Genomic DNA, 23,535 nt, shown 5'->3' with positions numbered 1-23,535 from the left:
ATGACCGACAAAACCGTCAAGCTCGACATCCTGTCCGACCCGATCTGCCCCTGGTGCTATATCGGAAAGACGCATCTGGACAAGGCCCTGGCATCGGTGCCCGGGCACCCCTTTGTCATCGAATGGCACCCCTTTCAGCTGAACCCCGACATGCCCGAAGGCGGCATGGACCGGCGCGAATACCTTGAAACCAAGTTTGGCGGCAAAGAAGGCGCCGTACGCGCGTATGCTCCCGTGGTTGAGCACGCTGAAAATGCAGGCCTGTCGATCAATTTCGAAGGGATGCAGCGCACCCCCAACACATTGGACGCGCACCGGCTGATCCATTGGGCCGGGACAGAAGGCAAACAGACAGCAGCCGTTGATGCCCTGTTCAACGCCTATTTTGTCGAAACCCGCGACATCGGTGATCATGACGTGCTGGCCGACATTGCAGATGGCATCGGAATGGATGCAGCTGTGGTGCGTAAGCTGCTGAAATCAGACGCGGATCGCGACCTCATGAAAGAACGTGACAGCCACTCGCGGCAGATGGGTGTGAACTCAGTTCCCACCTTCATCGTTGCCAATCAGCACGCTGTTCCCGGTGCCCAACCCCCAGAGTTGTGGCAAAAGGTGATCGCTGACATCATGTCTCAGATCGAGACTTAATCCACATTTTCACACAGGGTTCTGTGCATTTCTGTCGAGTGGCCCCGCGCCCGCTTGCATGATAGCGCGGGTGGGTAAGGAGTCCGCTCATGGCCGAACGTTTATCCAAGGTTGAGTTCATCGCACTGATCGCGGTGATGTTTGCCACCATTGCCTTTTCCATCGACGCGATGCTGCCAGCCCTGCCCGAAATCGGGGCAGAGCTAAGCCCTGACGACATCAACCGCGCACAGCTGATCCTGACATCATTTGTGTTGGGCATGGGCATCGGTACCTTCTTTACCGGCCCGCTGTCGGACACCTTTGGCCGCAAACCCGTACTTCTAATCGGGGCCGCACTTTATGTGCTGGCCTCGGGGTTGGCCTGGGCGGCCAGCTCGCTCGAACTGGTTTTGGCCGCGCGTGTGCTGCAGGGCATTGCCGCGGCAGCCCCACGCATTGTGGGCGTCGCCATCGTGCGAGACCTCTATTCGGGCCGTGAAATGGCACGGATCATGTCGATTGCGATGATGATCTTTACCCTGTTTCCTGCCTTTGCGCCCATGCTGGGGGCTGGTATCATATATTTCGTCGGCTGGCGCGGCATCTTTGCGGCCTTTGCCGTTTTTGGCTTGGTGATCATTTTCTGGACCGGCAACCGGTTGCCTGAAACCCTGCCCAAGCCAGAACGCCGCGCCTTTCGTCTGTCACTGATGATCGAAGCCGTTGGCGAGATGTTCCGCCATCCCACCGTACGCCTGTCGATCCTGGTGCAAACCCTGGCGCTCAGCATCCTGTTCACCATGCTGACGATGGTGCAGCCCGTCTATGATGTGATCTATGACCGGGCCGACAGCTTTCCGTTCTGGTTCGGCGCGGTCGCTTTCGTCTCGGGCAGTGCCAGCCTGCTGAATGCGGTACTGGTGGTGCGCGTTGGCATGCGGCGCCTGGTGACCTGGACCTTGGGCTCGCAGATTGTGCTGTCGGGCATCATGGTGGCGCTGACCACCGTTGATCTGCCGCTCGAAACCGGGTTTGCAGTCTTTGTCTTCTGGCAATGTACGGTGTTCTTCATGGCAGGTTTGACCATGGGCAACCTTCAGGCCATCGCGATGGAGCCGATGGGCCATATCGCAGGCATGGCGGCCTCGGTCATTGGTGCAATCTCCACGGTTATTGCAGCGGCCATTGCAGCCCCGGTGGGCCTGCTCTTTGACGGCTCTCTGGTGCCACTGACCGTTGCCTTGCTGGTGATGTGCATCGTGGGGTTCGGCCTGATGCTGCACATGGGCCGTGTGGAAAATCGCCTGCCTGCCTAAGGTGTTCTGACACGTCAAAACGCGCTACACTCTCGCCAGATTTTTTGGGGAGAGATTTTATGAGCGATTATTACGACCTCGGGCACCATACCTGCCCGATCACGACCAACAGTGATCAGGCGCAGGTGTGGTTCGATCGCGGCTTGAACTGGACCTACGGGTTCAACCATCAAGAGGCCGTCACCTGCTATCGCCGTGCGTTGGAGCATGACCCCGACTGCGCCATGGCGCACTGGGGCGTGGCCTATGCCGCGGGGCCGAACTACAACCTGCCGTGGGACCTGCTGGATGACAAAGGCCGTAAGGACGCCCTAGCCGATGCCTATGACGCGACCCAAGCTGCACTTGCGGCCATCGCGGGCTGCACCCCCGTCGAGCAGGCCCTGATCCGCGCCTTGCCCGCGCGCTACCCTCAGCGCGATCCCGGCGAAGACATGCAGGTCTGGGATCAAAACTACGCCGATGCCATGCGCGCAGCCTTTGCGTCTAATCCTGATCACCTGGACCTGCGCTCGATCTATGTGGAATCACTGCTGAACCTGACGCCGTGGAAGATGTGGGACCTGAAATCCGGCCTTCCCGCGGAAGGGGCCGCAACGCTTGAGGCGCAGGAGGTGCTGGAAACCGCCATGCGCGATGATCCGGCTGCGATGGTGCACCCCGGCCTGCTGCATCTGTACGTCCACTTGATGGAGATGTCGCCGACCCCCGAAAAGGCGCTGAAGGCCGGTGACGTCCTGCGTACACTGGTGCCGGATGCGGGCCATTTGGTGCATATGCCGACCCATATCGACGTGCTGTGCGGGCACTATCAGAATGTGGTCCATTGGAACCAAAAGGCGGTCGAGGCCGATCTGAAATATTACGAGCGCGAAGGCGCGTTCAACATCTACACCGGCTATCGCCAGCACGATTACCACTTTGTCATCTATGGCGCGCTGTTCGTGGGACAGATGCAGCCCGCCTTGGACGCGGTGCAAGGCATGATCGACACGGTGCCCGAGGACATGTTGCGTATGCCCTCTCCGCCGATGGCCGATTTTTTTGAAAGTTATATGGCGATGAAGCCGCATATCCTGATCCGCTTTGGCCGCTGGCAAGAGGCGATCGAGATGGAACTGCCCGAGGATCAGGAGCTGTTCCTCACATTGACCGCCAACACCCATTACGCGCGCGCCGTGGCCTATGCTGCAACCGGACAGATCGCCAATGCCGAGGCCGAAGAGCAGCTGTTTCTGGCCGCCAAGGAGCGGGTGCCTGAAACCCGGCTGCTGCACAACAACCGGGTCATTGATCTGCTTGAAATCGCACACGAAATGCTGCGGGGAGAGATCGAGTATCGCAAAGAGAACTATGACGCTGCCTTTGCCCACTTGCGCCGCTCGGTCGAGTTGGACGATGATCTGCCCTACGATGAACCCTGGGGCTGGATGCAGCCCGCCCGCCATGCTCTTGGCGCACTGCTGTTCGAACAGGGCCATATGACCGAGGCCGAAGCGGTTTACCGCGCGGATCTGGGTCTTGGCGGATCGCTCAGCCGCGCCAGCATCCATCCTGATAACGTGTGGAGTTTGAAGGGCTTACACGACTGTCTTAAAGAACGCGGCGAGACGGTCGAAATCATCCAAATCAAACAGCGACTGGATTTCGCACTGGCTCGGGCCGATACCAGCGTGGCGGCGTCCTGTTTCTGCGCGCAGGCCGCCATGAAGGCAGCGTCGTGATCAGTCAGCCAGAGCGGGAAAAGTAAATCGGCGCGGGCCGCCATTGTCCGGCCCGTCAAAAAACACCAGCACCGACCCGTCGCTGCGGGTCGGGTCGCGCATCAAGCCCTCAGCCTTCCACTTGCGTTTCTTGGGCTCGATCTGGGACAGAAGGTCGACCGCGTCCGAACCCGGTGTCCAACGATGAATGGCATAGTCGTCGGTCAGATGCGGGCTGTCGCCGCCACATTTCTTTTCCTGCTTCTTTTTCCTGGGCGCCTTGGCCCCTGCATCGCCCACCAACAACAGCAGGCTGTCGCCCCATTGCTCCATCCCGCGAATGCCACGACCACCGTGGGGGTGTCTAGAGCAATGCGGTGCAGTTCCGCTGCGTCCCAATCTTGCGCCTGCAGCGCATCAAAATCGATCTGCAGGATCAACACACTCGGTGACCCATCAGGATAAGGCGCGCGAAAGCCAAAAAAGACCTGATCCCCGATCGCGGCCACGCCTTCGATGTTCAGACCATTTTGTTGCAATGGTTGATGAAACGACGCGCGCAGCACATCGAATTTTGCAAAGACCGGCTGGAGAGAGATCGGCTGTGTCGTCAGGGGCGTTTGCGTGCCCAACACGTCAGGCGACCCGACATAGATCTGTTCGTTGTGCTCGCGAACCTTGCATTTTTGCCGTGACACGGAATGCGAGCCGACTGCGATCAGATGACCATTGACCGAGGTGATCCCCTCGACATCCAACTCATCCGTGTCGCGCCTTTTGGGCGTGTCCCACAGATAGAGCCGTCCACCGGTTTCAATCTCATCCTCATCAACCCGGAAACTCTGGATATACCGCACCTCGTCCGAGGCGGTGAAACAGATATCCACCGACGGGCAATGCGCCGCGCTCAGGTTCTGCGCGGCGAAAGGAACAGGATCATCCTTGGCATATTCATCGAATTGACCGCGCACGTCCAAAGACTGTCCCGCATCCGAGAGCACGAAAGACGGGATAGAAACTGCAAACACCAGTGAAAACAGACCCAACCGCATATCAATCACCTAAACAGCTGTGATCGAGGTTAGCACAAAAACCTTTGCAAATCAGCCTTTTGCTTTGGCCTTTTTCTTTTCGGCGATCAGCTTTTCTGCCAGGTCGCGGGCGATGGCAAAGGCACCTTTGATCTTGTCGCTGTCTTTTTTCCAATCCCGGCGCACGACGATCTTGTTGTCCTTGACCTTGGCCAGCCCGTTCTGACCTTGGATGAATTCCACCAGCCCTTGGGGCGAGCCGTATTTGTCGTTGTGGAACTGGATTGTCGCGCCCTTTGGGCCGCCATCAAGTTTCGAGATGCCCGCGCGTTTGCACATGGCCTTGATACGTACCACCAGCAACAACGTGTTGACCTCTTTCGGCAGCTTGCCGAAGCGGTCGATCAACTCGGCGGCAAAACCCTCCAGTTCGACCTTGGTCGAGAGCGACGAGAGACGGCGATAAAGCCCGAGGCGCACGTCCAGGTCAGGGACATAAGCGTCAGGGATCAGCACAGGCACGCCCAGATTGATCTGCGGCGCCCATTGGTCGTCACTGTCCGACAGCCCCTCCATCTCGCCTGCCTTGATCTTGGCAATCGCCTCTTCCAGCATCGACTGGTACAGTTCATACCCCACATCGCGCATCTGGCCCGACTGTTCCTCGCCCAGCAGATTTCCGGCACCCCGAATATCCAGGTCCTGTGACGCCAGCGTGAACCCTGCCCCGAGCGTATCGAGCGACCCCAGAACCCGCAGACGTTTTTCAGCAGCTGGCGTCAGTTTCATGCGCGGTTTTGTGGTCAGATAGGCATAAGCACGGGTTTTAGAACGGCCCACACGGCCCCGGATCTGATAGAGTTGCGCAAGACCAAACATGTCGGCACGATGCACGACCATCGTGTTGGCCGTTGGAATGTCCAACCCGCTTTCGACAATCGTCGTGGCCAACAGCACGTCATACTTGCCGTCGTAAAAAGCGTTCATCCGATCATCCAGCTCACCCGCCGCCATCTGGCCATGAGCGACCATATAGGTCAGCTCTGGCAGTTGTTCCTTCAGGAACGCCTCGATGTCGGGCAGGTCACTGATGCGTGGCACCACATAAAAGCTCTGCCCGCCGCGGTAATGTTCCCGCAGCAGCGCCTCGCGGATGGTGACGGCATCGAATTCGCTGACGTAGGTGCGGATCGCCAGACGATCGACCGGCGGTGTGCCAATGATCGACAGATCTCGTACCCCGGTCAGCGACAGTTGCAGGGTGCGTGGGATCGGCGTTGCGGTCAGGGTCAGCACGTGGATGTCGCTGCGCAGCTGTTTCAGGCGCTCTTTGTGCGCCACACCGAAATGCTGTTCCTCATCGATGATCAAAAGCCCGAGATTGTTGAACCGCACGCCCTTGGCCAGCAGCGCATGGGTGCCCACCACAATGTCCACCGTGCCACGCGCCATGCCGTCGCGGGTTTGTTGCGCCTGTTTGCCGGACACAAACCGACTGAGCTGGCGCACTTCGAGCGGGAAGCCCCGGAACCGTTCGGCAAAGCTGGCGGCGTGTTGGCGCGCGAGCAGCGTCGTTGGCGCGACGACCGCCACCTGCACCCCGGACATGGCGGCCACAAAAGCCGCCCGCATGGCGACCTCGGTTTTACCAAAGCCCACGTCGCCGCAGATCAGACGATCCATCGGCTGACCCGAGTGCATGTCGTCCATCACCTCGCCAATGGCGCGCAACTGGTCGTCGGTTTCCTGATAAGGGAACCGCGCGCTGAACTCCTCCCAAGCATGCGACGGCGGGTCCATGATGGGCGCTTTGCGCAAGGCACGTTCGGCTGCAATGCGGATGAGCCGATCCGCCATCTCGCGGATGCGCTCTTTGAGCTTAGCTTTCTTCGCCTGCCATGCGCCGCCGCCCAACCGGTCGAGCAGCCCCTCGTCGTGGCCATACTTCGACAGCAGTTCGATGTTTTCGACTGGCAGATAGAGTTTCGCCTGTTCGGCATACTCCAGCAAGATGCACTCATGCGCCGCCCCAGCCGCCGTAATCACCTCGAGCCCCCTGTAGCGGCCAATGCCGTGATCCACATGCACCACCAGATCACCGGGCGAAAGCGACTGCGTCTCAGTCAGGAAGTTCTCGGCCTTGCGCCGTTTCTTGGGTGCGCGGATCAACCGGTCGCCCAACACGTCCTGTTCGGCAATCACCGTCACATCGGGTGTGGTGAAGCCATGCTCGAGTGCCCAGACCGCCAGATGCAGACCGCGCTTACCAAGGCGCGTTCCGTCCAGGATCGGGATCGCTTCGGCCAGGCCTTCATCCTCGATCAACCCCGTCAGGCGTTCGCGCGCCCCTTCAGAGTAAGAGGCGACAACCACCGGCCCCTCCGCCATGCGGGCCTTGATGTGATCGGCCAAAGCCCCGAACAGGCTGATGTTTTCCTGTTGCCGCTCAGGTGAGAAGTTGCGCCCAATGCGCCCGCCCGCGTCGATGACACCAGGACCAGAGGCTTGCGGCAGCGGGTTGAACTGCAGCACGCGTCGGTCAGCAACCACCTGTTCCCAAGCACCGTCATCCAGATAGAGCAGATCGGGCGGCGTTGGTTTATAAACGCTGTCCATCCGCGACTTGGTCTGCAGCGCATGTTGGCGCGTCTCATACTGATCGGCGATGCTGTCCCAACGGGCCAGACGCGCAGGTGTCAGTTGATCATCCAGCGTTATCGACGCCTGCGGCAGGTAATCAAACAGCGTTTCCAGTTTTTCATGGAAGAAGGGCAGCCAATGCTCGATACCCTGATGCTTGCGACCAGCACTCACCGCTTCATAAAGCGGATCGTCGGTGCCTGCGGCGCCAAATTCGATGCGATAGTTCTGGCGGAACCGGGTGATTGCGGCGTCATCCAGAATGACCTCGCTCACCGGGGCCAGTTCGATGATGTCTAGCTTCTCGGTTGTGCGCTGGCTGACCGGATCAAAGCGACGCGCGCCATCCAGAACATCGCCAAAGAAATCAAGCCGAACCGGACCACCTTCGCCCGGTGGAAAGATGTCGATGATACCGCCCCGGATCGCATAGTCACCAGGTTCCATCACCGTCGGGCTTTGGCTGAACCCCATGCGCACCAGGAAGTTGCGCAGCGCCTCTTCGTCCACTTGATAATTCACACGCGCGGTAAAGGCTGCCTCGCGCAGCACATCGCGCGCGGGGACCCTCTGTGTTGCGGCGTTCAATGTGGTGAGAAGCACAAAGCGCTCGGGCATCTGGTGCACCAGCGCAGCCAGTGTCGCCATCCGTGCCGCCGAGATGTCAGCATTGGGCGACACCCGATCATAAGGAAGACAATCCCAGCCGGGAAACACAAAGACCGGCATGTCAGGGGCAAAGAATGACAGTGCGGCGCGGGTCGCCTCCATCCGCTTGTCGTCACGTGCGACATGCAAAACGGGACCGCCGCTGCGTGCCACCTCGTTCAGGATCAACTGCGCGTCGAACCCTTCGGGCGCACCGCCCACGGTGATATGGTTCTGTGCTGTCATAACCTTGGACCCCTGTTGCGGATCACCCCAGAACACCGATGGACAAGTTCTGATACATTCCAAATAGCGCGGTCACAAAGATCGAGATCATGCCGATGATCTGGGTATAGATCCGACAGCGCGTCAACCGCTTGGACAAATCCGCATCCTGCAGGTCTTCGCGACGGATACGGCGTGCGGTCGACAGATTGATCAAACCCACCAAGGACATCGGAAACCCGATCAGAAACAGAGCCTGGGCGAATTCGACCCAATAATAGAACCCCAGCACCGCCAGCGTCGACAAGGCGAAGCAGACAAACCCCAAAATCCAAATGCCCGACACATCCGTCACATAGAGGACGCGATTGACATTCACCCGGGTGATGTCGTGCAGATCCACCGCGGCCTGCCCCCCAACCCGACGCGCCCGCACGACCATGTCGAACGGAACCCCCAGAACCCAATGACTTGCCGAAGACCAAACCACCGCCAAAGCGATCCAGAACCACAGGTTCGAAAAACTCCGCATGTCGATCAGCTCGAAAATCGAGGAATACCAGTTCACTTACCTTGCCCCTGTGCTCGCGGTCCTTTTTCGTCTCATACCGGCCAAACGCGGCCATTGGTACTCTTGAAGACCGAAGCAATTCCATGCCACCCAATGGGCAATTGTGCAAGGAGTCCGCGCCATGAAACCGACGATTGCCCCCTATCCGGCAGCCCGCGCCCGCAGAACCCGCCAATCCGAGGCCATTCGCGGCCTCGTGCGTGAGAACGTGTTGACCGTCAATGACATGATCTGGCCCGTCTTTGTACGCGACGGCGAAGGCATCGAAGAGCCGGTGCCGTCGATGCCAGGTGTTGTGCGGCGCTCTGTCGATCTGATTGCCAAGGCGGCGGTCGAGGCGCAGGCCCTTGGCATTCCGGCCATCTGCATCTTTCCCTACACCGATGCCAGCCTGAAGACCGAGGATTGTGCCGAGGCCTGGAACCCGGACAACCTGTCGAACCGCGCTATACGCGCGATCAAGGCCGCCGCCCCCGATATTGCGGTGATGACCGATGTGGCGTTGGACCCCTACAACATCAACGGGCACGATGGGTATGTCGAAGATGGCGAGATCGTGAACGACCGCACGATCGAGGCCCTGGTCAAGATGACCCTGGCACAGGCTGATGCGGGCGCAGACATTATCGGACCGTCGGACATGATGGACGGGCGGATCGGATCCATGCGGCAGGCGCTTGAAGGGGCCGGCCACCACAACGTTATGATCCTGAGCTATGCGGCCAAATATGCCAGTGCGTTTTACGGACCGTTCCGCGATGCGGTCGGGGCTTCGGGCGCTTTGACGGGGGACAAGAAGACGTACCAGATGGATCCCGCCAACGGGAACGAGGCGCTGCGAATGATCGAACGCGATCTGACCGAGGGCGCGGATATGGTCATGGTGAAACCCGGCATGCCCTACCTAGACATCTGCCGCCGCGTGAAAGACGGCTTTGGCGTACCAACCTACGCCTATCAGGTGTCGGGCGAATACGCGATGGTGCAGGCGGCGGCGCAAAACGGCTGGATCGATGGCGAAAAGGTCATGCTCGAAAGCCTCATGGCGTTCAAACGCGCAGGCTGTGACGGGGTGCTGACCTATTTTGCCCCGGCTGTAGCCAAGATTTTGCAAGGCTAAGGGGCAATCTGACGCAAATTTCATGGCGGCAACCCGCCTAAGCAGCGCTCTGCCCCCGTGACAGAGCGTCATTATCGGCGTAAAGTCGCGCGAAGACCGGAAAAAACCGGCTTACTCAGGCACGAATACAGAGAAAACATCATGAGCAGTCCCATCACATCCCGCGCGACCCCGCGCGTCTCGCGTCGCGGTTTTGGCCTTGGTCTGGCCGGGCTTACCCTGACCGCAGCCTGCGGCAATGGCGTCGGCAACAACAATGGCGCAACCATCGACGCACGCGTGGATTCGACGCTGAACGAAATGTACAGCCAGTTCCCCAACACCATCGAAATCGCCAACAAGGCTTCCGGTATGCTGGTCATGCCGCTTCTGACCGAGGCCGGTTTCGTCGTTGGGGCCGGATACGGCCAAGGCGCACTGCGCATCAATGGCGTGACGGTCGACTATTACTCGGCCGTCAAAGGCAGTGCCGGGTTCCAGATCGGTGCCCAACAATATGCCCACGTGCTGTTTTTCATGACCCAGGACGCGCTGAACGAGTTCCGCCAATCCAGCGGCTGGTCCGCCGGTGCCGACCTGGAATATGTGGTCAGCGACCAGGGTGATTCACTTGCCGCCGACACCAACACCCTGCGCTCGCCTGTTCTGGCAGCCGTATTTGGCCGGGCCGGTCTGCGCGTTGGTGCAACGCTGGAAGGGACCAAATACACCCGCATCATTCCCTGATCGGTGCATGGCTTGAACGCCTTGACGCAAAATTGCAAAGGCCTGCTGTCACGGCAGGCCTTTTCGCTGTCTTCACCATGATTTAGGGTGCCCAACTAACGCCCACATTTCTCTTATGGACGGGACCCGAATGGCTCTTCTGTTTCGTTGGCTTCTGCGCATTGCCGCCGGTTTGATCGGCCTGGTCGTCGCCGGTGTGGTGCTGGTCTATTTCCTAGCCAGCCAATCGCTTCCCGAATACGACCAGACGGTCGAGGTTCAAGGCCTTGATGCGCCGGTTGAGATCGTGCGCGACAACGCCAATGTGCCGCATATCTTTGGCCAATCCGACCCCGATGTGTTCTTTGGCATGGGATACGCCCATGCCCAGGACCGCCTGTGGCAGATGACGATCTTTCGTCGCACCGCCCAAGGTCGGCTATCCGAGGTGTTTGGCGAGCGCACTGTGCGCATCGACCGCCTGATGCGGCGCTTGGACCTGTATTCCTTGGCCTTGCAATCGGTCGACGTACAATCCGACTACACCAAGACAGCTTTGCGCGCCTATGCTGCGGGCGTGAATGCACGTCTGGCTGAGATCAACGAAGAGGCTCTGGGACGCGGTGCACCCGAGATGTTCCTGTTCAACGCCCCAATTGCGCCCTGGCAACCCGGCGACAGCCTGGCGATCATCAAGCTGATGGCACTGCAACTGACCGGCCATCTGGAAGAAGAGGTTCTGCGCGCCCGCACCTCTTTGATGCTCAACAATTCCGACCGCCTGCGGGACATACTGCCCGACATTCCCGGCACCGGCATTGCCGCCCTGCCCGAGTACGCCAGCCTGTTCCCGGATTTGCCGCGTTATGCCCAAGGCACGCCGATGCCAACCTCTCCGCTGTCGCCCTTTCCAAAGCGCGGACTTTCCGGGGCCTCGAACGCCTGGGCCGCTGATCCCTCGCGATCTGCCGCGGGTGGCACCTTGCTGGCCAATGATCCGCATTTGGGCTTTGCCGCGCCTTCGACCTGGTATCTGGCCCGGCTCGAGTTGCAGGACGGCGGCATCATCGGAGCCGGCATTCCCGGCGTTCCATCCATCCTGATTGGACGGAGCAACAACATGGGTTGGGGCCTGACAGCATCCTACGCGGACGACCAGGACCTGTTCATCGAACAGCTCAACCCGCAAAACCCCGAAGAGTATCTGACCCCCGACGGGTTCAAAACGTTTGAAACCCGCCCCTCGATCATCGAGATCATGGATGCCGCGCCGATCACGCTGACCCTGCGTTGGACGGAAAATGGCCCGGTCCTTCCGGGCAGCATGTATGATCTGGCCACCGTGACACCGCCGGGCCATGTGGTCTCGCTCGGCTGGACCGCACTCAGCCCACGCGACAGCTCTCTGACGGCATCAATGGACTTGATGCGATCGAACACCGTACGCGAGGCGATCCGCGCGGCCGAAACCTTTGTTGCGCCATCGCTCAACCTGACCGTGGCAGACAGCGACGCGGTTGGCCTCAAGATGATCGGCGCTGTCCCGCGCCGTGACCCGCGCCACCAGAGCAAGGGGCGTTTGCCGTCGCAGGGATGGCGAGCCGAAAACCGCTGGCTGGGGCGCGCGCCTTATGCCGCCAACCCGCAGTTCGTCAGCCCCCGTGGTGGCCTGTTGGGCAACACCAACAACAAGCTGCTGGAACGTCCATTTCCGAACCATGTCTCGTACATCTGGGGCGACACCCAGCGGGTGAACCGCTGGCAACGGCTGATGCAGTCGCGCCAGGTCCACACCCGCGACAGCTTCATCGAAGCCCAACTGGACCCCGTCAGCCCCACGGCGCGCACGTTGTTGCCGCTTATCGGCGCGGATCTGTGGTTCACCGGACAGGCTGCGCCCGATGGTACCCCTGCACGTCAGCGGCAGATCGCACTGGCCCTTCTGGCTGAATGGAACGGCGAGATGAACGAGCATCTGCCCGAACCTCTGATCTATGCCGCCTGGTTGCGGGCATTGCAAAAACGCCTGATCACGGACGAGTTGGGGCCACTTGCCAAGGAATTCAAACATGTCGAGCCGCTCTTTATCGAGCGTGTCTATAGGAATGTGAACGGTGCCTCGGTCTGGTGTGACGTCCGGCAGAGTGCTCCGGTCGAGACCTGCACCGAAATGGCGCAGCTGGCGCTGGATGACGCGCTGGTCTGGATCGAGGAGCGTTATGGCTCGGCCCTGGAATCGCTGCGTTGGGGCGATGCGCATCAGGCCACCCATGATCACCCGACCTTGGGCAAGGTGCCCGTCTTGCGCTTTTTTGTGAACATCCGCCAATCCACCAGCGGCGGTGACAACACGCTGCAACGGGGGCGGACGTCCGGCGAGGACCCGAACCCGTTCTACAACGTGCACGGTGCAGGTTATCGCGGCGTCTACGACTTTGCCGACCCCGACAGTTCGGTCTTCATAACCTCGACCGGTCAATCCGGCCATTTCCTGTCGCGCCACTATGACGACATGGCACAGCTGTGGCGGCGCGGAGAGTACATTCCGATGTCGCTGGACGCCGAACTTGCGCGGGCCGCCGCCGTTGGGGTCACGGTTCTGCAACCTGCGCCATAGACGCAACGCTGTCATTTCGCGTAGGGTTCCTGAAACGGGAGAGAGACACGATGGCGACTGCGCAAGACATCTTACAAAAGCTGGCGCGGGATTATGCGCTGGCCTGGAGTTCCGGCGAACCCGAGGCTGTGGCCTCGTTCTTTGCCGTCGACGGCGAAATCGTGATCAACCGTGGTGATCCAATCAAGGGCCGTGCAGCCGTGGCCGAAATGGCCGCTGGGTTCTATGCCGAGTTCCCGGACTTGGAGGTGCGCTGCGATCTGATGCGCAAGGCCGGGTCACATGCCGTTTTCATCTGGACGCTCGAGGGGCACCACGCCGAGACCAAGAACCTTGTCGTTGTTGGCGGTTGGGAAGAATGGGACCTGAACGACGAGCTGCAGGTCGTGTCTTCGAAGGGCTGGTTCGACGCCGACGATTACCAAAGGCAGATCGACGGCGCATGACCGCCCCGCTGTCCAGCGTACTCGACACCAGAATTCCGATTCTTTCCGCGCCTATGGCCGGCGCTGCCGGGCCTGATCTGGTGGCTGCTGTGTGCAACGCGGGTGGCTATGGTGTTCTGCCCCTTTGGCACAAGCCCATGGATGGGTTTGTTGCCGATCTGGCTCAGGCCCAAGCAGCCACGCAGCAAAATTTCGCGGTCAACATCAACGTGGCAAACCCCTACAAGGACCAGCTGCAAGCCTGCATTGATCACAAGGTGCACGCCGTATCCTTGTTCTGGGGCATGGACACGGATGCCATCGATATGGCCAAGGATGGAGGTCTCAAGGTTTTATACAGCGTTGGCACCTCTCAAGAAGCCAAAGCCGCCGAAGCGGCTGGCGCCGACGTTATCGTCGCCCAAGGGTGGGAGGCCGGCGGTCATGTCTGGGGTCGTGTTTCCAGCTTGGCCTTGATCCCAGCAGTGGTGGATGCCGTCAACATTCCGGTCGTGGCGGCGGGCGGCATCGCGGATGGGCGCGCCATGGCGGCAGCCATGATGCTTGGCGCCTCTGGTGTTTGGGTCGGCACGCGCTTTTTGGCCAGCACAGAGGCCACGATCCATGAAACCTATCGCCAACGCATCCTGGACGCCCGCGAAGATCAGACCGAGTGGTATCACGAGCTGTACGACATCTCTTGGCCCGACGCCCCACATCGCGCGCTGAAAAACTCGACTTCCCAAGGCTGGCACCAGGCCGGAGCACCCAAACCCGGTCAACGACCGAACGAGGGGCAAGTCATCGGCCATCGACCAAACGGCGACCCAGTCGAGCGCTATCAAAGTTACACGCCGTTTTCCGGCACCACGGGGGACGTGGATGCCATGTCGCTGTGGTCCGGCCAAGGGGTTTCACAGGTGCGGCAGGTCATGAGTGCGGCTGAGATTGTCGATGAACTGTATCGGGACGCGCAGACCGCCCTGCAAAACGGGCGGTCCATTCTTTAACCGGCGTGCCTAGGCCCCCATAGCGTTATACTGCGCCTCTTGCTTGTCGGTCCACAGGACCGTGACCTTGAAACCAGTTTCGGTCTGCTCTTCGTCCTGCACGATATCCTGCTGAAACAGCCACGCACGTTGGCGCCCTTGGGCAAAGCCAAGCTCCAACTCGGACAAATGCCGCGCGCCTTGCAGTTTGACCGCGACGGCTTCGAGCAAGTCATCCAGCCCCTGCCCGGTCAGCGCCGAGATGGCATAGATGTCATCTTCGCGCTCGGCGCGCGCAATCACGGCTTCGCGGTCGTCTGGTTCCAGCTGATCCAGCTTGTTCCAAACCTCGATCCGGGGACGTTCATCATCCAGACCAAGCGAACCCAGAATAGTCTCGACATCCTGAGCCTGGGCCTCGGTATCATCGTGGCTGATGTCGCGCACATGGACGACCAGATTGGCCCCCAGCACCTCTTCCAAAGTGGCGCGGAAGGCAGCAACCAACTCGGTCGGCAAGCTTGAGATGAAACCCACGGTGTCGGACAGGATCACCTCGGGCCCATCTGGCAGCACAACGCGGCGCATGGTCGGATCCAGCGTGGCAAAGAGCATGTCCTTGGCCATCACATCCGCACCCGTCAGCCGGTTGAACAGCGTCGACTTGCCTGCGTTGGTATAGCCCACAAGTGCAACGATCGGATACGGCACCTTGGCGCGCGCGGCGCGGTGCAATGTGCGGGTCTTGACGACCTTGTCCAGCTGACGGCGCAACCGCACAAGTTGATCGTCAATGGCACGGCGGTCGGCCTCGATCTGGGTTTCGCCGGGTCCGCCGACAAAGCCCAATCCACCCCGCTGGCGTTCCAGGTGGGTCCAGGCCCGCACGAGGCGCGTACGCTGATAGCTGAGCGCGGCCATCTCGACCTGCAACACCCCCTCGCGGGTGCGGGCACGGTCGCTGAAGATTTCGAGGATCAGGCCGGTCCGATCGAGGATCTTGACCTTCCACGCCTTTTCCAGATTGCGCTGCTGCACCGGGGTGACCGGCCCGTCGATCAGGACCAGCTCGACCTCATTGGCCTTGAACGGCGCCCCAAGCTCTTCGATCTTGCCCGAGCCAAACAGATATCCCGGCTGGGGCTTTGGCAGGCGCACGATGTTAGAGCCGATCACATCCAGATCGGGCAAAGCCGCGGCAAGAGAAACGGCTTCTTGCAGCGCCGGTTCGGGAACGCGGCGGTTTTCGTCTGATTTTATCTCGGGATGCAGAACCCACGCGCGGGTCAGCTCCCTTTCATGTTCCATCAAGAGGCGTCTTCGCCCTCATACAGGCTGATCGGCTGGGCCGGCATGATGGTCGAGATCGCGTGCTTGTACACCAACTGCGACTGTCCGTCGCGGCGCAGCAGCACACAGAAATTGTCGAACCAGGTGATGACACCCTGCAATTTCACGCCGTTGATCAGAAAAATAGTAACCGGAACTTTGGTTTTCCGCACATGGTTCAGGAACGCATCCTGAAGATTCTGTCTGTCCGAAGCCATTTTCTTAAATTCTCGCCTTTGTTCTTGCTACGTACTGCGGACCAGCACGTCCCTCTGCAGGGAGTATGGAGTGAGGTGAAATGAGATTCCAGCCATAAAAAACACCTGACTGACCTAACGTTAACCAAAAATGCTTAATTTCGCCAAAGCGACGGCGTCAGCAAAGCAATGATCGCAAGGGTTTCCAAACGTCCCAGAACCATGGCGAAACACAGAACAATTTTGGATGCGTCGCCCAGTTCGTTGATCCGGATGGGGGCCTCGGCCGCAAAATTGATCAGCGGACCAGTGGTCGACAGCGCCGCGATGCTCAGCACCAGCGCCTCTTCAAAGCTGGACCCGAGGGCCGCCAGAACCACCGCGACCGTGGCCAGCGACAGGGCAAAGAGCATGAAGAATATCCAGGCTATAAAAGCACCGTCCTTTTGGATACGCCGGTTGCCGCCTCCTTCGCCACTTACGGATGACGGGTGCACCAGACGCTCCATTTCGCGCAGCCCGTTAAGATAAAGGGCAAAGACCCGCAGCAATTTCACACCGCCCGCCGTGGTGGCCACGCCACCGCCAATCAGCGCCAGCCCCATCAAAATCAATCCGGGCGTACCCAAACCGGACCAGGTTCGGGCCTCTTCCCAATCGGTGCTTTCAAAGCCTGTGGTGGTCAGGAACGACAGAACCGTGAACATGCCGCCCCATAACGAGCGCAGCGCCAGAAGCGGATCGCCCACCATGTCCACGTCATAGGCCGCCAGCCAGTGACGCAGAAACAGCAGGACCGGCAGGCCGATGACGATCATCAGGCCGATGCGAAACTCGGGGTCCTTGTCGAGGCGCGCGTATCCCTGATTTGCGGTGTCGGTGGAAAACGTCAGGCGCGAAAGGGCAAAGAACATGAACAGAAACAGAATCGCCTCGCCGGTCAGGCCAGCGGTCGACCCGCCAATGCCACCGACCGGAGAGATACCCGAGGTCGCCATCACCGACATTGCGTGGCAGATAGCGGTCAGCCCCTGCTCGCCCGCGATCATCAGCAGGATGGTCATCACCAGTGTCAAACCGGCATAGATCGGTGCCAGCGTCCGGGTGATGCGGATCAAACGTCCACGCGGATCGCTAAGCTCGGCCTGATTGAACCCTCGTACCGTGCGCCCCGGCTGGCCCCGCGCGGTGACCTCGAACCCGCCGAGTGACAGCGGCGCCAGAATGGCCGATGCCGCGATCCACATCATCAGCCCTCCGATCCAGCCCACTTGCGCGCGCCAAAGGTGCAATGGGGCGGCCAAGCGACCGGGATCATTGAACAGGTCTGCTCCGGTGGTGGTGATGGCGCTGACCATGTCGAAATAGGCGTTCAGAAAGCTGGTGGTCTGCAGCGCGTCGTGAAACGGAATGGCCAGAAACACCGGCAAGATTGCAAAGGTCGCCAACAAAACAAGCAGTTGCCCCAAGGCGCCGCGTTTCGGCGTATGACCACTGACGGCGATGGCGATCATCGACACCCCGAACAGACCCAGAATGCCGGAATAGAAAAACGACCGCGATACGGGGTGGTCATCCAGATAGAGCCCATAGCCTGCCGGGATCCACATCGACAGCGACACAAACCCCCAGATCAGCAGAAACAGCGGCAAGCGCCGCAGCAATCCAACCTGTGTTTTCTGAACCCGTTGCATCAGAAAAAGTCGATCGAGACCTGCATGAGCCGCTCGACCTCTGGAACATCATCGGCCATCGAAAAGATCGCGACCACATCACCCTCTTCAATCCGCAGACCGCCAGTGGGGCGCAGAACCTCGTCGCCCTTGCGCACGGCTCCGACGAGCACACCTTCGGGAAAGTCGATGTCGCGCAGGCGCGCGCCCGCCATGGGGGAGGTTGACAAAACCTCGGCCTCGATCACCTCGGCCTCGGCGTCGCCAATGGAATAGACCTGCCGCACCCGACCATGACGAATGTGACGCAGGATCGAGCTTACGGTGGTGGCACGCGGGTTGATGTAGGCGTCGATGCCCATGGGTTGCATCAGTGGCACCAGAGTTGGATCGTTGATCAGCGCAATCGCCAGCGGGCAACCTTCGGCCTTGGCCCGCACCGCGGCCAGCATGTTGGTTTTGTCATCGTCAGTCACGGCCAGCATTGCATCCGCCCGCTCGATGCCCGCCTCTTTCAACAAAGCTGCATCCAATCCGTCACCATTCAGAACAATCGTCCGCTCCAACTCTTCAGCCGCACGTTCGGCCGAAGCGCGATCCCGTTCGATGACCTTTGATCGAATGCGTTCTTTCTGTTCCTCCAGCGTCTTGGCAACCTCCAACCCGACATTGCCGCCGCCCACGATCACCACGCGATCCTGCTTTTTCTGGGTCTTGCCAAATACATCCATCGTTCGGCTCACGTCTTCGACGTGCGAAAAGACATAACACTGATCGCCAACAAACAGCTGATCACCGGGTTCCGGTGCAAACAGCGTCCCCTCGCGACGCACTCCGACGACGATCGACCGCAAAGTCGAAAACAGGTCGGTCAACTGCCGCAAGGGCGTGTTGATGATGGGGCAATCCTCGTGGATCATGATCCCCAACAACTGCGCCTGCCCGTTCATGAAAGTTTCAGTGTCAAACGCCGCCGGGGCAGACAGCCGACGCATAGCAGCGGCCGCGACTTCGCGCTCGGGGCTGATTACAACGTCGATGGGCAGGTGATCGCGGCGGTAGAGATCAGAATAGATCGCGGTCAGATAGCTTTGCGACCGCAGTCGAGCGATCTTGCGCTGGATGCCAAAGACGGAATGCGCCACCTGACAGGTGACCATGTTCACCTCGTCCGAATGGGTGGCCGCGATGATCATGTCCGCATCCCGCGCCCCTGCCCGGTCCAGAACGTCCGGGTAGCTCGCGAACCCTGCGATGCCCTGAACATCAAGCGTGTCCGTGGCGCGCCGGACCAGGTCGGGGTTGTTGTCCACGACCGTGACGTCATTCAGCTCGCCTGACAGGTGACGCGCGATCTGCCAGCCAACCTGACCGGCACCGCAAATTATGACCTTCATGTCCCTGACCTCTGGATGTCTGGTGTTTTTGAATGACAGATGGCTGGTTGAGGGTCAATTCAATTGTCACGTTGCGCAACTTGGGGCAGAATGCAGGCATGAAGACATTGTTTCGAATGATTGTTTTGTCAGTACCCCTCGCGGCCTGCAGTTCCCTGTCGATCTATTACCGAGAGGGGGCGTCTGTATCGCGAATGCAATCTGACACGACCGACTGTCAGGTGGCGGCGCTCAAGGACGCGCCAGTGGCCAACCAGGTTCGGCAAAGCCCACCTATCTTCTTTCCGGGACGGACCATCTGCAACTCGGCCGGGCAATGCTATCAGACACCGGGCTATTGGGAGCCCGGCCGCATCTACACCGTCGATGCGAACGAGGGCCTGCGGAACCAGGTCGAAGCACAATGCATGGCGCGCCGTGGCTATCAACCGGTCACGCTGGAACCGTGCAAACAGAACGTGAAATCCCAAGTGCCACAGCAGCGCACAACCAAATTGCCGCCGCTGTCATCGGCATCATGCTTCGTCCAATTCGAAGACGGATCCTTCCAGATCATCACACCCACCATCGCCAGCAAACAGGGATAAGACCGCAGATTACTCTGCGGCCTCGGTTGCTTCGTCATCGACATGGGCGACGCGCGCACCGGCTTTGGTCGAGGTCACAACACCCAGCGATTTCAGCTTGCGGTGCAGCGCGCTGCGTTCCATCCCAACAAAGCTGGCCGTGCGGCTGATATTGCCACCGAACCGATTGATCTGGGTCAGAAGATATTCACGTTCAAACGCCTCGCGCGCTTCGCGCAGCGGCAGAGTCGCCAAGGCACCCGACAGCACCACGCGGCCATCGTCGCTTTGCTTTTCTTCCTCATTGGGCAGTTCGCGCGCCTCAATCGGTCCATTACTGTCGCCCAGGATCAACACCCGCTCAACCAGGTTCTTGAGTTGGCGTACGTTGCCCGGCCATTGCATTGTCTGCATCAAGGCGACAGCCTCGTCGCTGAGTTCTCGTTGCGGCAGACCCTGGGTCGAATTGCATACCTCGATGAAGTGATCTGCCAGCACCGGAATATCCTCGCGCCGTTCTTCAAGCGAGGGCACCGCGATCGGAACCACGTTCAGGCGGTGATAAAGCTCTTCGCGAAACCGGTCAGCCCGAATTTCGGAATCCAGATCCTTGTTGGTCGAAGAGATCACGCGCAGATCGACGCGCACCTTGTCACTGCCACCCACTCGCTGAAACTGCTGATCGACCAACACTCTCAGGATTTTGGACTGCGTGCCCAAAGGCATGTCCGCCACTTCGTCGAAATAGACGACCCCACCGTGCGCCTGTTCCAACAGGCCGGATTCGACACCGCGTTCGGTGGATTCACGGCCAAAAAGCACTTCTTCGACTCGCTCGGGTTCGATCCCGGCGCAGTTCACCGTCACAAACGGTGCATTTGCGCGATTGGAGTGAGCATGAATATAGCGCGCGGCAATTTCCTTGCCTGACCCGGCCGGCCCTTTCAGCATCACGCGCCCATTCGACTTCGTTACTTTGTCCAGCTGCCCGATCATCGTGCGGTAGGCCGCCGAGCTGCCGATCATGTCCGAGTTTGTCACCTCGCGCCGCTTTAGCGCGCTGTTTTCGCGGCGTAGGCGCGAGGCCTCCATCGCGCGGCGGATCACCACCATCAGCTGATCGATGTTGAATGGTTTTTCGATGAAGTCATAGGCACCTTGCTTGATCGCGGCCACAGCGATTTCGATGTTGCCGTGACCCGAAATGATCACCACCGGTACGTCCGGATTGTCGCGTTTCACCGCCTTGAGGATGTCGATGCCGTCCATACGGCTGTCTTTCAGCCAAATGTCCAGAATGAGCAGCCCCGGAGGTTCTGCATTGATCTCGGCCATGCAATCATCAGAATTGCCCGCAAGCCGTGTCGAGAACCCCTCGTCCTCCAAAATGTCGGACACCAGTTCGCGAATATCGCGTTCGTCGTCAACGATCAGAATATCACTCATATTGTCCTGCTTTCACTAGTGTTTTTGCCGCCTGTTCAATCGGCGCTTTGGGTTTGTGCGGATCGTCCCGCAGCAGACGAATTACGGCCATCGCGCCAAAATGGTCCTGTCCGTCAAATACCGGCGCGTCCTCAAGCGTGAGGGTGCCGCCGTGTTCCTCGATGATTTTCTTGACGATGGGCAGGCCCAGACCTGTGCCCTCGTCCCGGGTTGTCACATAGGGTTCAAACAGCCGTGCCCGGTCTTCGGGCAGGCCGACACCGTTGTCCGCGATTGTGATGATGACCCCGGCGCCGCTGTCGGTCAGGCTCACGTGGATCTGTGGCTCCAGGTTGTCCGGAGCACCCTTTTCTTTCAGTGTTTCAATCGCTTCGCCTGCATTCTTGATCAGGTTGGTCAGCGCTTGAGACAACATCGTGCCATCGACATCCGTGGTGATTGGATCATCCGGCAGGTCCGCAACGATGCGCAGATCGGGCTGACCCGTTTGCTGCAACAACACCGCGTCCCGCACCAATTGCGTCAGATCCTCATTGCGCCGATCAGGTTCCGGCATGCGGGCGAATTTTGAAAACTCGTCGACGATACGCCGCAAATCATTCGTTTGACGTACGATCACGTCTGTCATCGCTTCAAGCTTTTCGGCGTCCTCTTCTGGCAAAGCGCCCGTGAACTTGCGTTTGATCCGTTCGGCGCTCAACTGAATGGGTGTCAGCGGGTTCTTGATCTCGTGCGCGATCCGGCGCGCGACATCGCCCCACGCGGCCATGCGCTGCGCGCTGACCAGATCGGTCACATCATCAAAGGCCACCACATACCCTTCAAGCCCGCCGTCTTCGCCCCTCCGGGTCGACATGCGCACCAGCAGGTTTTCCTGTTGCCCCTGGCGGCTCACCTTGATCTCGCCCTGCGCTGTTTCAGAGCCGGTTGATTGCATGGTTTCGAAAAGCGGCAGGAATTCGGGCACAGCAATGCCGAGCGCCAGGCTCTGTTCACCACCAGACCAGTCCAGCAGTCGTTCTGCCGACCGGTTCACAAAGGTCACACGCCCATCAGGATCCAGCCCAACAACGCCGGACGTGACCGAAGACAGAACAGAATCAAAGAGCCGCCGCCGCTGTTCAATCTGACGGGTATTCTCCAACAGGGCATCGCGCTGCCCCTTGAGCTGTCGGGTCATCTGGTTGAAGTAACGCCCCAGCATGGCAATCTCATCATCACCGCCATCCTCGACCACCTGCACGGCCAGATCACCACCACCCACGCGCTGCGCCGCAGTGGTCAAGCGCCCGACCGGGCGCGACAGACGCTCGGCAAACCACAGGCCCAGCCAAACAGCGGCCAGCAGCAGGATCACCGCGAATCCCAGATAGAGCAGACCGAACTGAAACAGCACACGACCCCGTTCGCTTTCAAGTTGTTGATAGAATTTTGCCGTTTCCTTGGTCTCATCCAGCAGGTTCAGCAAATGTCCGTCAACTTCGCGGCTGACATAGAGATAGCGGTTGAGATACGCATTGAGCGGCACCAGCGCGCGAAACTCATTGTTGTCCCAGTCCTGAATGATCAACAGGCCGCGCTCTTGCGCCTCAGAGATCTGTTCATTGCTTGGGCGCTCGAAATCAAACAGATAGGATCGATCACCCCGGAACAGAATCTCTCCTGTTCCATCAATCACATAGGCCTCGCGCAAGCCGCGTTGAATTTGCGACTGGCCCCGCGCCAACAGTTGCCGGAATTCCCCATCGTTGATGAAGAAATTGACCCCACGGCTTTGATCAAGGAATTGGGCCAAGGCCATGGCGTCCTCGGACAAATCAAGGCGCTGTTCACTCTCATAGGCTTCGGCAGCGGTAAGCGACGATCCGACCACCGCTCGCACGCGGTCTGAAAACCACCCTTCGAGGCCGACGTTCAATGTAAGCCCTGCAAAAATGGCCACCGTTACGGCCGGGATCAGCGCCAAAAGAGAGAAGACCCCGATGAGACGCAAATGCAAGCGGGAACCCGCCGATTTGGCGCGCCGCGCAGCGATCAGACGGGCAACCTGCCCCAAAACCAAAGCGGCGAGAACCAGAATATAGACAAAGTCCGCAAGCAGGATGAGTCGCAGTGACAGTGACGACGCGCCCTGATCGAACGGGCCGATCGCCAGATAGGTTGCAAGCGTCAAGACAGGGCCCAGAACCACAAGGCCCAAGGTCCCGATATTGCGGGCTTTTCGGGTTCTTCGCCAACGGCTAATCGTTAGGATTGGCCCGTTCTGTGACCGAGATGCCACCTGCTGCCCTCATACTGATGTGT

General features: G+C 59.7%; 18 protein-coding genes. 9 read left to right on the top strand and 9 right to left on the bottom strand.

Going from position 1 to position 23,535, the window contains the following annotated elements:
* From TRM7615_RS16630 to TRM7615_RS16620, 3 genes are all read left to right on the top strand, one after another.
* On the top strand, positions 1-651 hold the full coding sequence (locus TRM7615_RS16630; RefSeq protein WP_108789542.1) for a DsbA family oxidoreductase: 651 nt from the start codon (positions 1-3) through the stop codon (positions 649-651).
* A gap of 89 nt (positions 652-740) precedes the next feature.
* Positions 741-1,949: a multidrug effflux MFS transporter gene (locus TRM7615_RS16625; RefSeq protein ID WP_108789540.1), complete on the top strand. Its 1,209-nt coding sequence runs from the start codon at positions 741-743 to the stop codon at positions 1,947-1,949.
* Positions 1,950-2,008: 59 nt separating this feature from the next.
* On the top strand, positions 2,009-3,673 hold the full coding sequence (locus TRM7615_RS16620) for a tetratricopeptide repeat protein (RefSeq protein ID WP_108789538.1): 1,665 nt from the start codon (positions 2,009-2,011) through the stop codon (positions 3,671-3,673).
* A 203-nt stretch (positions 3,674-3,876) separates the two neighbouring features.
* Here TRM7615_RS16620 and TRM7615_RS16610 read toward each other — a convergent pair whose 3' ends face one another.
* The 3 genes from TRM7615_RS16610 to TRM7615_RS16600 are packed head-to-tail and all read right to left on the bottom strand — an operon-like array spanning position 3,877 to position 8,764.
* Entirely contained in the window at positions 3,877-4,704 is an 828-nt protein-coding gene (locus TRM7615_RS16610; protein ID WP_108789534.1) for a DUF3616 domain-containing protein, read from the bottom strand.
* Between the two features lie 51 nt (positions 4,705-4,755).
* Positions 4,756-8,217 carry a transcription-repair coupling factor gene (gene mfd / locus TRM7615_RS16605; protein ID WP_108789630.1) on the bottom strand — a complete coding sequence of 1,154 codons (3,462 nt, stop codon included), beginning with the start codon at positions 8,215-8,217 and terminating at the stop codon, positions 4,756-4,758.
* 22 nt (positions 8,218-8,239) lie between these two features.
* Entirely contained in the window at positions 8,240-8,764 is a 525-nt protein-coding gene (locus tag TRM7615_RS16600) for a component of SufBCD complex (protein ID WP_108789532.1), read from the bottom strand.
* A 124-nt stretch (positions 8,765-8,888) separates the two neighbouring features.
* Here TRM7615_RS16600 and hemB point away from each other — a divergent pair, with 124 nt between their 5' ends.
* The 5 genes from hemB to TRM7615_RS16575 all read left to right on the top strand — a co-directional run bounded on the left by hemB (position 8,889) and on the right by TRM7615_RS16575 (position 14,644).
* Positions 8,889-9,887 (top strand): porphobilinogen synthase, encoded by a 999-nt coding sequence (gene hemB, locus TRM7615_RS16595; RefSeq protein ID WP_108789530.1) that lies wholly within the window; start codon positions 8,889-8,891, stop codon positions 9,885-9,887.
* A gap of 141 nt (positions 9,888-10,028) precedes the next feature.
* A complete protein-coding gene (locus TRM7615_RS16590; protein ID WP_370739826.1) occupies positions 10,029-10,613 on the top strand; it encodes a lipid-binding SYLF domain-containing protein in 585 nt (194 codons plus the stop codon).
* Positions 10,614-10,743: 130 nt separating this feature from the next.
* Positions 10,744-13,209 carry a penicillin acylase family protein gene (locus tag TRM7615_RS16585; protein ID WP_108789528.1) on the top strand — a complete coding sequence of 822 codons (2,466 nt, stop codon included), beginning with the start codon at positions 10,744-10,746 and terminating at the stop codon, positions 13,207-13,209.
* A gap of 50 nt (positions 13,210-13,259) precedes the next feature.
* The gene (locus TRM7615_RS16580) at positions 13,260-13,655 is read left to right on the top strand and encodes a nuclear transport factor 2 family protein (protein ID WP_108789526.1); all 396 of its coding nucleotides are present in this window, start codon (positions 13,260-13,262) and stop codon (positions 13,653-13,655) included.
* Complete coding sequence (locus TRM7615_RS16575; protein ID WP_165821458.1) at positions 13,652-14,644, top strand: NAD(P)H-dependent flavin oxidoreductase; 993 nt, start codon at positions 13,652-13,654, stop codon at positions 14,642-14,644. Before TRM7615_RS16580 ends, TRM7615_RS16575 begins: the two co-directional genes overlap by 4 nt.
* Before the next feature lie 9 nt (positions 14,645-14,653).
* Here the strand turns inward: TRM7615_RS16575 and hflX are convergent, their stop codons facing one another.
* The 4 genes from hflX to trkA all read right to left on the bottom strand — a co-directional run bounded on the left by hflX (position 14,654) and on the right by trkA (position 19,219).
* Positions 14,654-15,931 (bottom strand): GTPase HflX, encoded by a 1,278-nt coding sequence (gene hflX, locus TRM7615_RS16570; protein WP_108789522.1) that lies wholly within the window; start codon positions 15,929-15,931, stop codon positions 14,654-14,656.
* A complete protein-coding gene (gene hfq, locus TRM7615_RS16565; protein WP_008204623.1) occupies positions 15,931-16,170 on the bottom strand; it encodes an RNA chaperone Hfq in 240 nt (79 codons plus the stop codon). Before hfq ends, hflX begins: the two co-directional genes overlap by 1 nt.
* A 134-nt stretch (positions 16,171-16,304) precedes the next feature.
* On the bottom strand, positions 16,305-17,843 hold the full coding sequence (locus TRM7615_RS16560) for a TrkH family potassium uptake protein (protein WP_108789520.1): 1,539 nt from the start codon (positions 17,841-17,843) through the stop codon (positions 16,305-16,307).
* Positions 17,843-19,219, bottom strand: coding sequence for a Trk system potassium transporter TrkA (gene trkA / locus TRM7615_RS16555; protein ID WP_108789518.1), 1,377 nt, complete (start codon positions 19,217-19,219; stop codon positions 17,843-17,845). The genes TRM7615_RS16560 and trkA overlap by 1 nt, the downstream gene beginning before the upstream one ends.
* 98 nt (positions 19,220-19,317) lie before the next feature.
* On the opposite strand from trkA, the gene TRM7615_RS16550 reads away from it, so the two are divergent.
* Complete coding sequence (locus TRM7615_RS16550) at positions 19,318-19,806, top strand: hypothetical protein (RefSeq protein WP_108789516.1); 489 nt, start codon at positions 19,318-19,320, stop codon at positions 19,804-19,806.
* A gap of 9 nt (positions 19,807-19,815) precedes the next feature.
* Here TRM7615_RS16550 and ntrX read toward each other — a convergent pair whose 3' ends face one another.
* Both ntrX and TRM7615_RS16540 read right to left on the bottom strand, forming a co-directional pair.
* Entirely contained in the window at positions 19,816-21,231 is a 1,416-nt protein-coding gene (gene ntrX, locus TRM7615_RS16545; protein WP_108789514.1) for a nitrogen assimilation response regulator NtrX, read from the bottom strand.
* Complete coding sequence (locus TRM7615_RS16540; RefSeq protein WP_108789512.1) at positions 21,224-23,512, bottom strand: sensor histidine kinase NtrY-like; 2,289 nt, start codon at positions 23,510-23,512, stop codon at positions 21,224-21,226. Before TRM7615_RS16540 ends, ntrX begins: the two co-directional genes overlap by 8 nt.
* Positions 23,513-23,535: the final 23 nt, after the last annotated feature.

Origin of the sequence: Falsiruegeria mediterranea M17 (assembly GCF_900302455.1) — a bacterium.
In the GTDB taxonomy this organism is placed as follows: domain Bacteria; phylum Pseudomonadota; class Alphaproteobacteria; order Rhodobacterales; family Rhodobacteraceae; genus Falsiruegeria; species Falsiruegeria mediterranea.
This window is presented reverse-complemented; position numbering and strand designations above follow the sequence as displayed.

Bases quoted from the DNA above. Each gene is read 5' to 3' on its own strand.
- TRM7615_RS16630 (WP_108789542.1), top strand. From the start codon at position 1: ATGACCGACAAAACCGTCAAGCTCGACATCCTGTCCGACCCGATCTGC.
- TRM7615_RS16625 (WP_108789540.1), top strand. From the start codon at position 741: ATGGCCGAACGTTTATCCAAGGTTGAGTTCATCGCACTGATCGCGGTG.
- TRM7615_RS16620 (WP_108789538.1), top strand. From the start codon at position 2,009: ATGAGCGATTATTACGACCTCGGGCACCATACCTGCCCGATCACGACC.
- TRM7615_RS16610 (WP_108789534.1), bottom strand. From the start codon at position 4,704: ATGCGGTTGGGTCTGTTTTCACTGGTGTTTGCAGTTTCTATCCCGTCT.
- mfd (WP_108789630.1), bottom strand. From the start codon at position 8,217: ATGACAGCACAGAACCATATCACCGTGGGCGGTGCGCCCGAAGGGTTC.
- hemB (WP_108789530.1), top strand. From the start codon at position 8,889: ATGAAACCGACGATTGCCCCCTATCCGGCAGCCCGCGCCCGCAGAACC.
- TRM7615_RS16590 (WP_370739826.1), top strand. From the start codon at position 10,029: ATGAGCAGTCCCATCACATCCCGCGCGACCCCGCGCGTCTCGCGTCGC.
- TRM7615_RS16585 (WP_108789528.1), top strand. From the start codon at position 10,744: ATGGCTCTTCTGTTTCGTTGGCTTCTGCGCATTGCCGCCGGTTTGATC.
- TRM7615_RS16580 (WP_108789526.1), top strand. From the start codon at position 13,260: ATGGCGACTGCGCAAGACATCTTACAAAAGCTGGCGCGGGATTATGCG.
- TRM7615_RS16575 (WP_165821458.1), top strand. From the start codon at position 13,652: ATGACCGCCCCGCTGTCCAGCGTACTCGACACCAGAATTCCGATTCTT.
- hflX (WP_108789522.1), bottom strand. From the start codon at position 15,931: ATGGAACATGAAAGGGAGCTGACCCGCGCGTGGGTTCTGCATCCCGAG.
- hfq (WP_008204623.1), bottom strand. From the start codon at position 16,170: ATGGCTTCGGACAGACAGAATCTTCAGGATGCGTTCCTGAACCATGTG.
- TRM7615_RS16560 (WP_108789520.1), bottom strand. From the start codon at position 17,843: ATGCAACGGGTTCAGAAAACACAGGTTGGATTGCTGCGGCGCTTGCCG.
- trkA (WP_108789518.1), bottom strand. From the start codon at position 19,219: ATGAAGGTCATAATTTGCGGTGCCGGTCAGGTTGGCTGGCAGATCGCG.
- TRM7615_RS16550 (WP_108789516.1), top strand. From the start codon at position 19,318: ATGAAGACATTGTTTCGAATGATTGTTTTGTCAGTACCCCTCGCGGCC.
- ntrX (WP_108789514.1), bottom strand. From the start codon at position 21,231: ATGAGTGATATTCTGATCGTTGACGACGAACGCGATATTCGCGAACTG.